The sequence below is a fragment of the Levilactobacillus hammesii DSM 16381 genome (genome assembly GCF_001434395.1).
GTDB classification, from domain to species: Bacteria; Bacillota; Bacilli; order Lactobacillales; family Lactobacillaceae; genus Levilactobacillus; species Levilactobacillus hammesii.
The window spans coordinates 865-17,114 of record NZ_AZFS01000050.1 but is presented as its reverse complement, the minus strand read 5'-3'; the positions used below and the strand labels follow the sequence as shown (position 1 = coordinate 17,114).

Genomic DNA, 16,250 nt, shown 5'->3' with positions numbered 1-16,250 from the left:
AGGTAAAGCTAAACGCCTCGTGAAATCAAAACTCGCAGCAACTTTCAAATTTAACCGGGGGATAGAAGGTAATTAGTCTCGATTACGCTAGAGTTATGGTAAAATTCATAGGTAAGCTGTGTATTTAAGGTTGGGGGATAGTCGTCATGATAGCAAACTGGGATCAATTTTTATTGCCCTATCAACAGGCCGTCAGTGAGCTGAAGGTTAAGCTCCGCGGTATTCGAAAACAATTTGAGAATCGCAACCAACGACCGCCCATTGAATTTGTTACGGGACGAGTCAAGCCAGTGCCTAGCATCGTGGAAAAGATGACGCGACGGCACGTGGCAGAGGAACGTTTGGAACAAGATATGCAAGACATCGCTGGCTTACGGATTATGTGCCAATTTGTTGAGGATATTTACCAAGTGGTAGACCTCTTACGGCAACGAACCGACCTCACGATTCTTGAGGAACGCGATTACATTCATAACGAAAAACCAAGTGGCTACCGGTCGTACCATATTGTCATTGAGTACCCGGTACAACTGGTCACAGGTGAAAAAAAGATTTTAGCCGAAATTCAGGTGCGGACTTTGGCCATGAATTTTTGGGCAACGATTGAGCATTCATTGAATTACAAGTACCAAGGTGACTTCCCGACGGAGCTGAGTGCACGACTTCAGCGAGCGGCGGAGGCCGCTTTCAAGTTGGACACGGAAATGTCCGAAATTCGAGAAGAAATTCAGGAGGCCCAACACTACACGCCACAAAATGGTGCTGGTGGGGATGCTCCGAACTCACCTCAAAGTAAGGAAGATTGACGCAATGAAGGTTTCCATTTATGGCAATAACGGCCAGGCCTCAGTGAAGGTCGCGACGGCTTTAAAAAAAGGCTTAACGGCGGCAGGGATTGAGCTTGATAGTTTGGACCCGGACATCGTGATTACGGTGGGCGGGGATGGGACGTTGCTGTCCGCATTCCACCATTACAATGATCGCTTGGATCGGGTTCGGTTCGTGGGCATTCATACGGGGCATCTAGGGTTCTACACCGATTGGCGGGATTATGAGGTCCAGGAGCTGATTGACAGCCTGGTTGAAGACAACGGTCAAAGTGTCAGCTACCCCTTGTTAACGATTAAAGTGGAGTATGCCGATGGGACGCATCCGGACCGGGCACTGGCACTGAACGAATCGACGATTAAGAAGGTCTCGGGGACCATGGTGGCCGATGTGTATATTAAGGGCGAATTCTTCGAAAGTTTTCGGGGAGACGGTCTGTGTATTTCGACACCAACCGGTTCAACGGCCTATAACAAGGCGGTGGGGGGCGCTGTGTTGAACCCCCAATTCAATGCCATTCAAATGGCTGAAATTGCCTCAATCAACAACTTGGTCTTTAGAACCTTGGGATCCCCCCTGATCATCCCGGCTGACGAGTGGATTCGTGTCGAACCGGCAAGTTCTGCCAATAACGTCTTGATGTGCGACCAATTAAGCATTGAGGGACGGCCAATTAAGGCCATTACGTACCAGATTGCCCAGCAACGGATTTCCTTTGCGGAATACCGGCATACGCATTTTTGGCAACGGGTCGAGTCATCCTTCATCGGGAGGGAGAACGAATGACGGCGTTTGCCTGGCGGGTGGGGGGAAACAGCCCCATCCACGTTCGTACGGTGCTGATGGACCATGGCGTCACACGTACCTTTCTGAAACAAGTGAAGTTTCACGGGGGCGTGGTGACCCTGGATGGGGTTGAGGTTCGGGTCATTGCTATGGCCCAACCCGGACAGACGGTTGGCTTACAGTTGCCGCCAGAACCGGCCAATCCAAATGTCAGCACCTCATTTGCGCCTTTAGATATTCTGTATGAAGATGCGCACTTCTTAGTGGTCAATAAGCCCGCTGGGATGGCGTCTGTGCCCTCGCACCTGTACGCGGATGACACCTTAGCTAACCGGGTTAAGGGGCATCTGACAGCCATTCAGGCGCCCAGCACGGTGACCCACATTGTCACACGGCTGGATCGAGAGACGAGTGGTGCCGTGCTGTTTGCCAAGCACCACTTTGCACATTCTATTCTGGATAAGCAGTTGAAGTTGGGTCAGCTGGATAAGCGCTACGTTGCGGTGGCAACTGGTCGCGTGCGACCACGGTTGCAGACCGTTGATGCGCCCATTGGACGTGCGCCCGATTCCTTTATCAAACGGATGGTGCGGCCGGATGGAAGACAGGCGCAAACGACGCTACGGGTGGTGGCACAGTCCCAAACGGCCAGTCTGTTAGCCGTAAAACTACATACCGGTCGAACGCATCAGATTCGCGTGCACTGTGAGGCTATTGGTCACCCACTGCTGGGGGACTGGCTCTACGGCACGCAGACCAACCCGTGGATTCATCGGCAAGCGTTGCACTGTGCGCGGTTGTCGTTTTATCAGCCATTTGAACAGCGGTGGGTGACGTGCTATGCGCCACTGCCTACGGATATGGCCACGGTGATTGCCCATGAGGTCTTACCGGTGCCAACGAACGAGTTGTGAAAGAAATCGTTAATGACTAAAGGTCTGGATGACTTATCCGGGCCTTTTTTGGTGTCCCGTCACTCGGACCCACACTTTTGGTAGCACCTGATAGTAGCCAACGTATCCTGCAAAGAAGTGAGCATGCCGGTTTGTAAGGCGACCTTACCGGGCCCGTGGGATGTCAATTTTGAAGGTGGATTAGTTGCTTGCTCACCCGATTTGTCTTAAATTAAAAGTATAGAAAAATGCAAGTGCTTTCATCAAAGTGAAATTGGGGGAAGCGTGACCTTGCGTAAAGAGGTGAGGATGTCGTGAATTATTTTGTGGATACCAGTTTGGGGGCATCGGTTACGGGGATTGAAAAGGCCCAGTTTAATCGGATGCAATTGTTTCAAACGGCGGGCATGCCTGCCACGTTACTTTACCTGTCTTACGGTTCGCGCCTGCATGAGCACCTGAAGAAGTTTGGGTACCAAGGGGTTGGCTTTTCAATGTACGATTATTTTCAGGAGAGCCAACAGTATGCGGAACAGGGGCGCTTTGATTGGCGTCACTATTGGCAAGCAACCTGTCATTACCGGTTGCGAGATGTGCCAGACACGTGGGACGTCCGGGTAGATAATGCGGACGGGCTGTTTTTGATGTATGCTCATTTTTTGGATAAAGACTGTCAGCACGTTGATTACATCAATTACTTTGACCGGCATCACCATAAGATTCGGCGTGACGTATACGATAGTCGCGGCTTTCTCAGTCGAACGAGCCTGTTGGTCGATAAGGAGAACACGAACACTGAACTCTATTACAATCCGGCTCAGCAAGTTAAGCTGATCAAGCAGTTTGAGCAGGTTAACGGCAAGACCGTTTTGCGTGAGGTGACGTTGAAACAGTATCAGCAACGTGATTATTTCTTCAATGATGAGGCGGAGCTGCGAACCTTCTTCTTTAATGAGTTGGCACGGCCAGGCGACATCTTCTTTACGGATCGTAACGGTCAGATGGCGCCCTCATTGGTTCAGACGAGGCCCGATATCAAGATCTGTCCCGTCTTTCACAGTACGCACGTCCGCGCGGGTCAGGATATTGTGACGGGGGAGCTGAAACATGGAATCTATGATTTTATTTTGGCGCACCCTGAGCGGTTTAACGGGATTGTCGTTTCCACGGAGCAACAACGCGTTGACCTGTTGGCCCGCTATCAAAACTTGCCGCCAATCAGCACGATTCCCGTGGGGTTTGCGACACCGCATCCGGTAGACGTGATGAACCGCGACCCATATCGCATTATTAGCGTGGCACGCTATTCTCCAGAAAAACAACTGCTCCATCAGGTTAAGGCAATTGAACGCTTAGTTCCGGAATTTCCTAAGATTCAGTTACACATGCTGGGATTTGGGCAAAAGATTCAAAACGAGCTGCAAACGTATATTGATGCGCACCAACTAAAGGATCATGTTTTCTTACGCGGGTTCCAAAAAGATCTGACGCATGAGTACCAACGGGCCTCATTGGCACTGATGACGAGTGTGGAAGAAGGCTTCTCACTGTCGACGGTCGAGGAATTGAGTTATGGTGTTCCAGTTATTGGGTATGACATTCGGTACGGACCAAACGAAATGATTCATGATGGAGAGAATGGCTTTTTGGTACCCGTGAATGACCAGGAACAGCTCTATCAAAAAATCCGGGAATACTTGTCAGACGTGAACTTACAGTACACGTTCATGGGAAACGCCCAGCGATTAGTTCAGGCCTATTCACCGGTCAAAACCATGCAAAAATGGGAGAGTTTGGTTCAAAGTCTAAATAATCCGGTGGAGTAATTTTTTATTTATGGGAGCAAGTAGTTTTAATTATAAAAGAAAATGGGTATAATTAAAGAATGCTGATATGTGATCACTTTTTAACAGGTGATCACATTTATATAGAAAGAATAATGAATTCAACCAGAGGAATGGGAGTGCTGCGCTGTGTATTATTTTATTAACGAATATATTCTACAGAAGAACTCGAGTGTTGAGCATACAGCGATGAACCGGGTAAAATTGTTCAACCATTATAAGACACCTGCCAAAATTGTAACCAAGATTTATGATAGATTGTTACATCGAACCATCACGGACTTTGGCGTGACGGACGGTCAGGTTATCAATATGTTTGATTATTTTCAAGAAGCCACGGATCTGCCAGCCGTTACGGTAAAGACGGAGGATCTAAACATTCCGATTGAATACGAAATTACGGTGGGCGCGAACTTTAGCGGCGTGGCGAATGGTGACCGGCTGATTGAAAATGTGGGATTTATTCCGGGAACGATCGGACGCGTCTTCTATCAAGAATTCTTTGATCAACAGGGGAATCGGATTGGGACTGATCTTTGGGATTGGCGTGGTTTTAGATCCGCTACCCAATACTTTGGTCAGAATGGCAAGCTGATTGCACAGCGCTACTACACGCCAACTGGACGAACCGTCTTGGAAGAATATTACGCCCAAGACACGGCAGGCAACCCATTGCTGTCGCGGATTATTTTGAAGGATTATCGGGGCGAAGGCGACCGTTTCTTCCAGAACACGGATGATCTCTTCACATTCTTCTTGAATGAGTTGAGCAATCGCGATACGGAGACGACCACGTTTATTGTGGATCGGCCGGGTACTGGGGTTAAACCGTTGCTAGCCTTGAACGATGCGTCCCGCAAGTATCTCTACATTCCGATTAACCATGCCGTTAACCCGAATGATCCGGTTCATGCAAATCTCGACGGTTTCTTGGAACCAGCCTTTGCGCATTTTAGCCACTTCGATGGGTTTATTACGGCTACCCAGCAACAGGCAGATCATCTGGCAACGCGCTTCCCTAAAGCTAGAATTTTTGCGATGCCAGCAGTGACGACGATTCCCTTGACTAAAGAACAAACGGAAAAGGTGGCGCCTAGTCAACGACGGCCACATAGTCTCCTTTACGTTGGTCGTGTTGGTCAGGATAAGCAGATTGATCAGCAATTACGGCTGTTCGCGCTAGTTAAGGATCGGGTTCCAGATGCGACCTTCACACTATACGGTTATGGTGATCCTAAGTACGTTACTGAAATGAAGCAGCTGGCGGATAGTCTAAAATTAGCTGATAGCGTGACCTTTAAGGACTATGTGCCGAATTTACAAGATGCGTATGATCAGTATCAAGTCCTCATTAATACGTCACTGGCAGACGGCAGTCCGTTAGCCATGATGGAAGCTTTGATGCACGGCCTGCCAGTCGTCAGCTACAAGTTCAACTATGGTCCAGCAGAGTTGATTGCGGACGGTAAGGACGGCTACTTGATTGATCCAGGCCAGACACTGGCTATGGCGGAAAAGATCGTGGCTTTGTTTACCGATGAGTCTCAGCTGGCGGCATTTAGTGATGCGGCTTACGTTGCTGCTCACACGCAATGGACGCGACGGAAAGTCTGGAATCGGTGGCAAAAAGAACTTGAAACTAACGTGACTGTTTAGAGAGGGATGGTGGCAGTATGTATTATTTCTTAAATGACAATATGCAATATTCGAAATCAGGGATTGAACAAGCTGAGATTAATCGGCTGCGGCTGTTCAATAAGCACCAGGTCCCGGCTAAAATTGTGACCCGGGTCTTCTCAATGGAATTGACTAACATTTTGAAGCAGGCTGGAATTCCCCGCCAGAATTTTGTGAACTTGTTTGAATTCTTCTGTGACAGTGGTGACGTTGTCGGGCAACCATTTACGCTCAATGAATTTTCGTTACCAGCCAATACCACGTCAACGCGTAAAGATAATCAGCTACAGGTCTTTGCGCAAGGCAAAATGATGATGATCATTTATTTCCGCAAGGATAGCGATGAGATTAGCAACGTGCAGTACTTCGATGTGAATGGCCGCACGATTAAGATGGTTTGGTGGGATGTCCGGGGGTTCAAGAGTCTGGAGCAGTTCTTTGATTGGGAAGGGAAGATTACCCAAGAACAGTACTTTGGACCGGATGGTCAGGCACACATTGAGAAAAATCATTACCTGAATCGCGCGGGTAAGGAGTGCCTGTCATGGCGCGTCTTTAATTATAAGCAGAGTGAATGGGTCTTCACGGGAATGAATGAGCTGACGCGTTTCTTTTACGATGAGTTAAACCGCCAAACGATCGGAAACGTCTTTATCTGTGATCGGACGGTAGAATGTGACTGGGGTCTGTTCCACATGGAAACGCCTGCTTTTAAGGTGTTACACTTGCATAACGACCATGTCAGTGACCCGAGTGATATGTTACATTCGCCGCTTAACAATAACTATACGAATGCGCTAAACAATTGGAACAAGTGGGATGCGGTCATTTCCGCTACGCCAGACCAATCACAGGACATCATTGATCGCTTTGGTACGGCCATTCCAGCATTCACGATTCCAGTGGGCTATGTCACCGACGAGCGGATCGCGGCCCAGCACCAGGCCTTCGATCAACGGCAAAAGAATCTTATTGTTCACGTTGCGCGGTTGGCACCGGAAAAACAACAGAATCATTCGATTGAAGCCTTCGCTCAGGTTCATCAGAAGTTTCCGGATGCACGCCTGGAACTGTGGGGCTATGCAAACGGGGATATTGAGAAAAAATTCAAACAGCAAGTCGTCGATGCCGGTTTGACGGATGTGGTGAGCTTTAAGGGGTATACCCACGACATTGGTGCGGTTTATGATCGGGCCCAGGTGGGCGTACTGCCGAGTCGGGCGGAAGGTTTCTCACTGACTCTATTGGAGGCTCAATCACATGGCGTGCCCATGGTGGCTAACGATGTGAAGTATGGTCCCAGTGATATTATCCAAGATGGCCAAACGGGGATTTTGACCGAAAACGGACGGCCTCAACAATTGGCGGATGCCTTGATTAAGCTGCTAGGCGATCGCCAAACGCTGCAGGGATACAGTGAAGCCGCTTATGAGAATGCCAAGCGCTATTCTGAAGACGCTGTTTTTGAACAATGGCAAAAATTATTGGATTATTTTGAAAGTTTAATTGCAGCTAGGGTTGCTGAATAAAAGTAGATGAAGGATGAATCGAAGCCGCCAAAGACTATTTAGTTTGGGCGGCTTTTCTTTAGGGGGGACGAAAGATGCATCGAACAGGGGGAATCTGGCTGGCAGCTATCCTAGCGGTCATTTTAATGGGCTTTCTGGGGTATCGTGTGACCCACCATGTGGTTAAGGGGCCTAATCAGCAGTATTACCAACGAACGAAGACGGATCGTCGCGGACGGATCGACCGTGGAATTTACACGCAGTCACAGTTAGAGAAATTGACGATGATCACCCACGGCGGTCGTTATGGGGGGAATACCAGTCTGGATACGGCGGCAACCCAACACGTTTACCAGCTGAATGGACATAACCTGCCCAATATTGTAGGACCAGATGGGGTGTTAAAGCTATATACTAAATCAACATTTATGACACCGGAAATGGTGCAAGATGCGGCCACGTATTGGAATAAATTGGCGGGTAAACGGATTGTCGTGGTGGTTAATCAGCAGTATCAAAGTGACGAAGTGATTCATGATGGGCAGCATGATCGGCACGTTTTAGGTGGACAGACCTACAATGGTCAGGGGATCAAGTTCTATCCGGATAACTGGCAGATTTCGGCGCTTTCGGCTAAGAATCAGAAAAATTGGAAGGAAGCTGCTTTAATCCACGAAATTGGGCATGCTTTGGGCATTCCGCATTTGGGCGGTGGTCTATTGGGAAGCAACGCGGCTAATGCGGGCGTTTCTATCACAGACTTCATGGGACCCTGGGCGGTTGGCGGGACACATACGCCGATTCAAAATGAATATGGTGTGCGTAGCACCGCAGTGGATGCGGCAGCCCTGGCATTGGCTGGGGCAAGCTGGCAGAAACCACAGCGACTTGCCAGTTGGGTGCTGACGTCCCCAACACGCGGCGTTACCTACAATAATGGACGGATTACGTCAACCATTCCTTAGGGGGGGGACGTTTATGACAAAATTTTGGCGACGTCTTGGCTGGTTAGCGGGCCTGGCGTTAGTGATTGCGGGTGTCTTTGGTGGCATGAATCGACTGCACATTTTAATGTATGGAAATCGGCAGTACTATCAGCGGACGAAGCCGGATAGCACCACCGATGGCTTAGTGAACCGTAAACTATTTTCTCGGTCACAGTTGCTGCAATTGACGACTCTGACACATGGCACGACGTACACGGGCAATACGGGACTAGATGACGTTGCAACACGCTACGTGTATCGCCAATCTGGGAAAAGTATTCGTAACTTTATGGGCAGTGACGGGGTGCTGCAACTCTATAGTGAATCGAAGATGATGCGGCCAGCCATGGTTAAAGATGCGGCCACGTTCTGGAATCAGGTCGCGGGTTATCGAATTGTACAGGTCGTGGACTCGGCCAAAGCTAGTGATGAGGTTATTCACGATGGGCAAACGAAGGGTAAGTCCGTGGGTGGTCAGCAGTATGATGGCACGGGGATTCAATTCTTTCCAGCAAACTGGCAGACCAAAGGGTTTACGGCACGAGAGAATCTGAATAACCAAGAAGCGGTGTTAATCCGTGAGATTGGTCACGCCCTGGGGATTCCTACCTTGGGCGGTGGTCGTCTGGGCGAAAATGCCAGCGCAGTGGGGTACATCACCACAGAAGTGATGGGGGTCTGGGAAAGTGGGCCCAATCGCTTGCCAGCAAATCAAAAGGGAATTCGCAGTTCCCAGATGGATGCCGCCGCTGTGGCTCTGGCGGGGATCAGTTGGCAACGCCCCCGACGATTAGCAACGAAGGTACTGACGAATAAGCAATCGATCGTCACCTATAATGCGGGTCGGTTAACGGTCAGGTCACAAAGGTAAAACGCAAATTAAGGTAAGGTCTATTGATCAATTAATGGCGATCAATAGGCCTTTTTTGTTTGCTCGACGACTTAACCGATTAGGTGGCGGGCAATGTGGCAAAGGGCGATAATTTTTTTGGCAGTGACTAATTAATGGTTACAAAAAATAGAAAATGAAACATTTTCGAAGAAAACAGGTCAAATCGGCGTTTATAGGACATGAATTATTTTGGTAGGCCCAAATTTGAAATTAATTGCGAAAAAAACTAGTGTTACACTTATACGTATATGTGAGTAAAGTGTTCGAACTTAACCGAAAAAGGTTTAGATAATCGGCCAAGTTGAAGACGATATTCTTGCTTTTTTACAGGTGCTATGAAGGGCAATGAGGAGAAGAAAAACGGCAACCATACATATTTTTTAATCAAAATGTAATAAATAATCGTAAAAAAGCAAACTAACGGATCACGAGTAGTTAATGGTAATGGCCCTGAACAAAAATTAAATATAAAATTAACAATACATAAAGCAACTACAAACTCTGCTATAAAGGCAATCTTAAACTGATTGACGTAGTTTAAAAGCTTTCTAGGAAATTAAGGCTCATTAGTTAATCAGTTGAGCTTAAAATTAAAATGTCCTGATAATAAATTAAAAAATATCGGTTTTTCACCGTTTTCTTAGATAGACCAATAATAATTTTATCTTTAAAATAGTATGTATACTAAAGTTATGATAGAATAATCAGTGTTGAAGGGTTCGTTTATAGGGGAATACATTTATACGAGCGACTCTTCATTGTAGAAAAGTGTATAGACCGATTTTATACGCGATCTTAAATTGTGGGCATGGTGTAATTGGGAGGCTTGCCCACAACGAAATGAATCACAGACAACTTAAGGAGGACGATTAAAAGTGAAATTCATGCGGAATAAAGCTTTTAATGGCGACCCCAAGCTACGTTACAAGATGTATAAGGTAGGGAAGACCTGGGTCTTCGCTGCGTTAGCATCATTTTCGCTTTTGGGGGCGGGATCACTGACTGCGAGTGCTGATACATCCAGTCAAGCTGATACCAGTAGTAATGTGAAAGTCGTTTCATCGGCAGCAAGTTCGGTAAGTTCGGCCGCGGATGAGTTAGAATCAGGTCCATCAGAAGCTGCATCGAGTGCGGGCAGTACGTCAGCTAGCCACGCAGAATCTACAGCGACTTCTAGCGCAGCATCTTCTGCTGCAACGGCAGTACAAGAGGACGAAAAGGTTTCTACCAGTAGTTATTCAGAAACAACACCATCAAGTGCGGCTAGTTCTACTAGCGCAACAACGACATCGGCTGAAGCCACCAGCGCGACCAGTGCTGCGGATACGGCCACAGCCGCTGCTAGTCTGGCATCATCTGCCAACGTGGACGTGACGTTAACTGCTAATGTTAATAAAGTCGTCACTAAGGTCGCAACGACTAAAAAAGCCGTCGCAATGCCTGTTTATGAAAGCGCTACGGTTGGATCAAGTGCAGCTAGCAACGGGAGCACCTCAGCTGAAAATGCATCAGCTGCTGCTGACGTTGCGACGGCCGCATCTGCTGCCAGTGCAGCCAGCAGTTATGCCGCTGTTGTGGAAACGCAAAATGCGTTGGACGTTCAGGCCGCTAATAGCGCTGCTCAAAGTGCGTACCAACAGGCTGAAAAGGCATATGACTTTGTCAAACACTACAATAGTCTGGCCGCCATGTATTCTCAGGCGTCGATCGATATCGCCGCAGGGAGTGCCGCAGGGGATGTTGGAAACAACACCATGGCTTATGTGAATGCCTTATCAATGGCAAGTTCCTACTCTGGTGACGTGAGCTCTTACGCTTCATTGGCCACGTCAGCCGCAACGGCCACGCGAAATGCAGCCACGGCACAAATTGTTAATTTGGTTAGCAGTGCAAATGTTAACGTGAACTCTGCTGCCAGTGTCGCCACTGACTTGGCTTCTGCTGCCGCCACAGCTGCAAGCAGTGCTTACACGGCAACACAATATGATAAAAATAACTCGGCTGCATTAGCGGCATATTCTTCTGCAAATAGTGCCGCTGCTGAAGCTTCAAGCGCAGCCGCAGCATTGAATGAGGCCGCGACTAAGGCCGCTCAAGCTTGGACGGTTGCTAGCAGTGCCGCAGCCGCGGCTGCCACTGCCACGGATGACACGGAATACACCGCAGCAATGGGCGCATTGTCGACGGCTAATAGTTTAGCAAGTGAGGCTGTGACGACATTAGCCGCAGCTTCTGATGCTAAGAGCACGGCAGAAGACATGGCAACACAAGCGTCAACTTTGGCAATTGCTAACATTGCCAGTGCCGCAGCTGTCAATGCCAGCAACGCTGCTAGCGATGCCACCGATGCAAGTAGTTTTGCCAGCGAAGCCAGCCAGTATGAAGGGGATCAATCCGTTCAATATGCAGCCACGGCTTCAAGTGCAGCGGCAACTGCCGCCGCAGCCGCCGCAGCCGCTTCAACCGCAGCAATCAATGCGGCCCAGGCGTCAACGGCTAAGGACGCAACGTCATATGCTAAAGCAGCCGCCAGTTCAGCCGTAGTTGCATCGACAGCTGCCAGTGAGGCAGAAGTTGCGGCAACGTTGGCTAAGGAATTTGATACGCATGTTTCAAATGCCGATACATCTGCAGATGGTGCCACGCTGACAACCTCTATGAATACGGATACGGTTGCGGTAGGGGATGCCATTACGGTCACGACCAATATCTCAAACTTGGTCAGTGGGATCTTTTTGTACACATTAACTGGAACGCAAACGTACACTTGGTACTACTCCACTGATGGTCAGAATTGGGATGTCCTAAAGCAAACGACTGGCAAGAATAATACAACGACGAATACCTTCACACTACCAACAGCTGGAACGTATTATTTCCAAGCCGTTGTCAGTGGGAAGAAAAGTTACCTCGGTCAGATTGGGAGCACCTCGTTTAAGGCAGCATCTAACGTCTTAACGTTGGTCGTTACGGATGCCAATGGTGACTACACGGAACAAGCTTCAAGTTCGGCGAGTCTAGCGGCTGGTTATGCCAATGCGGCTAGCGCATCCACATCGACAGCCAATAGTGCTATCGCAAATGCGTATGAAGTTGCCGACATCAACAGCAATGTTTCAGCACAGTCCTACGCGAAGTTGGCGCAATCTCAAGCTGATAATGCTGCCAAAATGGCTTCGAGCGCAGCAAGTGCCGCAACGGCAGCTAGCTTAGCATACAGTAATGCAGAAGCTTTTGAAGCAGCAAAGAATTATTCAGCTGCCAGTTCTTATGCATTAGAAGCGGCCGCATCAGCTTCTACGGCCAGTTCTTACAATGTTAATGCCAGTTCTGCAGCAAGTGCGGCATTAGACTACGTTAATACGGCTTTGGAACGGGTTCAAGCCAATGACTATTTAGCTTCAAGTTACGCTGAAATGGCGTCGAGTGTGGCTAGCGAAGCCGCTGGTTTGGCAACGATCGCGGGGTCTCACGCTAACGATGCAACCAATGCGTATTCCTCAGCAGCCGACTTCAACTCTGGAGCCACTCAGTTCTACGAAGATGCTAATTCAGCAGCCTCAGCGGCATTGAGCAATGCTAATGCGGCTTCAAGTGAAGCGGCAAACGCAGCCTCAGCAGCGGCTACGGGCGATGCCAATACGGCTAAGATGATGTATGAAAATGCCGTGACCTATTTAGCCTATGCTAATGATGAATTGCGCGCAGCTTCAGTGGCAGCCAGTTCAGCGACAAAAGCCATTGTTGACGCGCAATTAGACAATACAACGACATTGGCAACTTCGGCGGAGGCTGTTATTTCTCAGGCAGCAACTTCAGCAAGTGCGGCATCATCCGTTGCCAATTCATTGGCATCAGCAATGCCAAACAACACGAGTTTGGGCGCTTCATATGTCGCTCAGGCTGCCTACTATGCGCAATCTGCATTATTGGATGTGGCTTATGGCGCTGATGCAGCTTCTACCGCAACGAGTTACATGACGTTAGCATCCTCAGCAGTTAGCGCCGGCAACTTTGTGGAGGCAAGTCAATTTGCGGCCTCAGCTGATTCAGCCATGGCTGATGCAAGTTCATATGCGGTGACTGCGACGGCAGCGGCATCCAACGCGACGGTTGCGGCCAGTTACGCCGTTAACTACTCAAACAACAAGAGTACGTATCAAGGTAAGCCGAGTGGAAATGCCTCAACACTTTGGGGAATTACCATGAGTTCTGGCTATACACAACAGCCAGCAGCATTAACGACTACGGTTGCCGGAAGCACAATTTCCTTAACGGCGACATCAAAGGTTTCTGGACTTGGAAATATTTTTGGTGCATCAGGAACTTGGTATGTTCAAGCTAACGGCAAGTGGATGACCATTGATAAAGCTGTTTCGGCTGGATATTTGGAATCAGCACAAGATCCTGATGATAAGACGGGTGGATTTATTACAACGTCAACGTTGAGTTCAACACTGACGGTTAAGACAAGTGCAACTTATACAGGAACGTTACTTTTCCAAGTTAAATCTTCCTATGGTATTATCGGTGATACGCTTTACAGTAATGTGGCCGAAGTTGACATCTATGACAGTGAAATTCCAGCTACAGGGATCGACATTATTGGTGATAGTTATGTCTTTACTAATGATGTGACCAACTACGTCGCCAACACGAATCCGGGTAATGCGACTGGAAATGTCACCTGGACGAGTAGTAATACTTCCGTGGCGACAATTAACGATTCAGGTGTGCTAACGACGGTATCTGGTGCTAAAGGAACAACGACGATTACCGCAACAATTACCAATGCGGATGGAACAACTTACACTGCAAGTAAGTTAATTACGGTTGGTAGTGGTTTGAATGATCAGAAGGTTAACGCCGGTGATGATTTGGAATGGACACCTGCAACGGATGCCGGGACTGGCTCTGACTCAGCAACGTATCAGTGGTACTTTGCTAGCACCGAAAATGGCACACAAACGGCTATTGCGGGCGCAACAAGTGCAACGCTGTCATTATCAGACGTTAAGACCAATCAAGCCGGATACTATTTCCTGAAGATTACTTCTGGTGGAACGACAACTACTTTGGGTGCCGGTCTATTGACGGTGAATGGCACAACGTCTGAGGATGCAGAATCAGCAGCTTCCGAAGCAGCATCTGCAGCAGCTGAAGCGGATCACTATGCGACGGTTGCCAGTTCGTATGCCAACGTTGCCGATCAATATGCAGGAAATAATTCTGATGCTGCATCATACGCAAATCTGGCACAATCAGCAGCAACAGCAGCTTCATCTGCGGCTACTGAAGCATCTGCAGCAGCGTCAACTGCAGCAGAAAATTACAATAATGCCAAATCAGCCGAAGCGGCTGGTGATAACGCAGCGGCTAAGGAATATGCTTCACAAGCACAATCAGCGGCATCGGCTGCTAAGGACGCTAAAGATAAGGCTTCAAACGCTGCCAATGATGCATTGAGTTATGCCGAACTGGCAATTGCTGCGGAAGACAACTCTGATTCCGATAGTGACTCCGATTCAGATTCAGATAGCGACTCTGATTCAGATAGTGATTCAGACTCCGACAGTGATTCGGACTCCGACAGTGACTCCGATTCCGACAGTGATTCAGACTCCGACAGCGATTCGGACTCAGATAGTGATTCAGACTCTGACAGTGATTCCGATTCTGATAGCGATTCCGACTCAGACAGTGATTCCGACTCCGACAGTGACTCGGATTCAGACAGTGATTCTGATTCAGACAGTGATTCAGACTCAGATAGTGACTCGGATTCAGACAGCGATTCGGACTCAGATAGTGACTCAGATTCCGACTCAGACAGTGATTCCGACTCAGACAGTGATTCCGACTCAGACAGTGATTCCGACTCAGACAGTGATTCCGACTCTGACAGTGATTCTGATTCAGACAGCGATTCGGACTCGGATAGCGATTCCGACTCAGACAGTGATTCCGACTCAGACAGTGATTCCGACTCAGACAGTGATTCCGACTCTGACAGTGATTCTGATTCAGACAGCGATTCCGATTCTGATAGCGATTCCGATTCAGATAGTGATTCAGACTCAGATAGTGATTCAGACTCAGATAGTGACTCAGATTCCGACAGCGACTCCGACTCAGATAGCGACTCGGATTCCGATAGTGACTCAGATTCAGACAGTGATTCCGATTCCGATAGTGACTCTGACTCAGACAGTGACTCAGACTCAGATAGCGATTCCGACTCAGATAGTGATTCCGACTCCGACAGTGACTCGGATTCCGACAGTGACTCAGACTCAGACAGTGATTCAGACAGCGATTCCGACTCAGATAGTGACTCGGATTCCGACAGTGATTCAGACTCGGACAGCGATTCCGACTCAGACAGTGATTCCGATTCAGACAGTGACTCAGACTCCGACAGTGATTCCGACTCAGACAGCGACTCGGACTCCGACAGTGACTCGGATTCAGACAGTGACTCAGATTCCGATAGCGATTCCGATAGTGACTCGGACTCAGATAGCGATTCTGATTCTGATAGCGATTCTGATTCTGATAGCGACTCCGATTCAGACAGTGACTCGGACTCAGATAGTGATTCCGACTCTGACAGTGATTCTGATTCAGACAGCGATTCCGATTCTGATAGCGATTCCGATTCAGATAGTGATTCAGACTCAGATAGTGATTCAGACTCAGATAGTGATTCTGATTCAGACAGCGACTCCGATTCCGATAGTGACTCCGACTCAGATAGTGATTCCGATTCGGATAGTGATTCAGACTCAGATAGTGACTCAGATTCCGACAGCGACTCAGACTCAGATAGCGACTCC

At 48.4% G+C, this 16,250-nt stretch carries 9 protein-coding genes; all 9 read left to right on the top strand.

All coding sequences use genetic code 11. The annotated features are described in order from the left end of the window. Window positions 1-146 precede the first annotated feature (146 nt). Complete coding sequence (gene yjbM, locus FD28_RS05695; protein ID WP_057733491.1) at window positions 147-806, top strand: GTP diphosphokinase; 660 nt, start codon at window positions 147-149, stop codon at window positions 804-806. Between the two features lie 4 nt (window positions 807-810). After that, window positions 811-1,614: an NAD kinase gene (locus FD28_RS05690; RefSeq protein ID WP_057733489.1), complete on the top strand. Its 804-nt coding sequence runs from the start codon at window positions 811-813 to the stop codon at window positions 1,612-1,614. Beyond that, the gene (locus FD28_RS05685) at window positions 1,611-2,528 is read left to right on the top strand and encodes an RluA family pseudouridine synthase (RefSeq protein WP_057733487.1); all 918 of its coding nucleotides are present in this window, start codon (window positions 1,611-1,613) and stop codon (window positions 2,526-2,528) included. Before FD28_RS05690 ends, FD28_RS05685 begins: the two co-directional genes overlap by 4 nt. A 293-nt stretch (window positions 2,529-2,821) precedes the next feature. Beyond that, the gene (locus tag FD28_RS05680; RefSeq protein WP_057733484.1) at window positions 2,822-4,333 is read left to right on the top strand and encodes a glycosyltransferase; all 1,512 of its coding nucleotides are present in this window, start codon (window positions 2,822-2,824) and stop codon (window positions 4,331-4,333) included. A 147-nt stretch (window positions 4,334-4,480) separates the two neighbouring features. Continuing rightward, window positions 4,481-6,007, top strand: coding sequence for an accessory Sec system glycosyltransferase Asp1 (gene asp1 / locus FD28_RS05675; RefSeq protein ID WP_057733482.1), 1,527 nt, complete (start codon window positions 4,481-4,483; stop codon window positions 6,005-6,007). A 17-nt stretch (window positions 6,008-6,024) separates the two neighbouring features. Further along, window positions 6,025-7,557: a glycosyltransferase family 4 protein gene (locus tag FD28_RS05670; protein ID WP_057733479.1), complete on the top strand. Its 1,533-nt coding sequence runs from the start codon at window positions 6,025-6,027 to the stop codon at window positions 7,555-7,557. Window positions 7,558-7,631: 74 nt separating this feature from the next. Further along, window positions 7,632-8,501: a zinc metalloprotease gene (locus FD28_RS05665; protein WP_057733477.1), complete on the top strand. Its 870-nt coding sequence runs from the start codon at window positions 7,632-7,634 to the stop codon at window positions 8,499-8,501. 13 nt (window positions 8,502-8,514) lie between these two features. Continuing rightward, window positions 8,515-9,393: a hypothetical protein gene (locus FD28_RS05660; RefSeq protein WP_057733475.1), complete on the top strand. Its 879-nt coding sequence runs from the start codon at window positions 8,515-8,517 to the stop codon at window positions 9,391-9,393. Window positions 9,394-10,298: 905 nt separating this feature from the next. Beyond that, the coding region (locus FD28_RS05655; RefSeq protein WP_275452877.1) for a KxYKxGKxW signal peptide domain-containing protein at window positions 10,299-16,250 on the top strand (5,952 nt) is incomplete at its 3' end.

Excerpts from the sequence above, each read along its gene's own strand:
- yjbM (WP_057733491.1), top strand. The coding sequence starts at position 147 with ATGATAGCAAACTGGGATCAATTTTTATTGCCCTATCAACAGGCCGTC.
- FD28_RS05690 (WP_057733489.1), top strand. The coding sequence starts at position 811 with ATGAAGGTTTCCATTTATGGCAATAACGGCCAGGCCTCAGTGAAGGTC.
- FD28_RS05685 (WP_057733487.1), top strand. The coding sequence starts at position 1,611 with ATGACGGCGTTTGCCTGGCGGGTGGGGGGAAACAGCCCCATCCACGTT.
- FD28_RS05670 (WP_057733479.1), top strand. The coding sequence starts at position 6,025 with ATGTATTATTTCTTAAATGACAATATGCAATATTCGAAATCAGGGATT.
- FD28_RS05665 (WP_057733477.1), top strand. The coding sequence starts at position 7,632 with ATGCATCGAACAGGGGGAATCTGGCTGGCAGCTATCCTAGCGGTCATT.
- FD28_RS05660 (WP_057733475.1), top strand. The coding sequence starts at position 8,515 with ATGACAAAATTTTGGCGACGTCTTGGCTGGTTAGCGGGCCTGGCGTTA.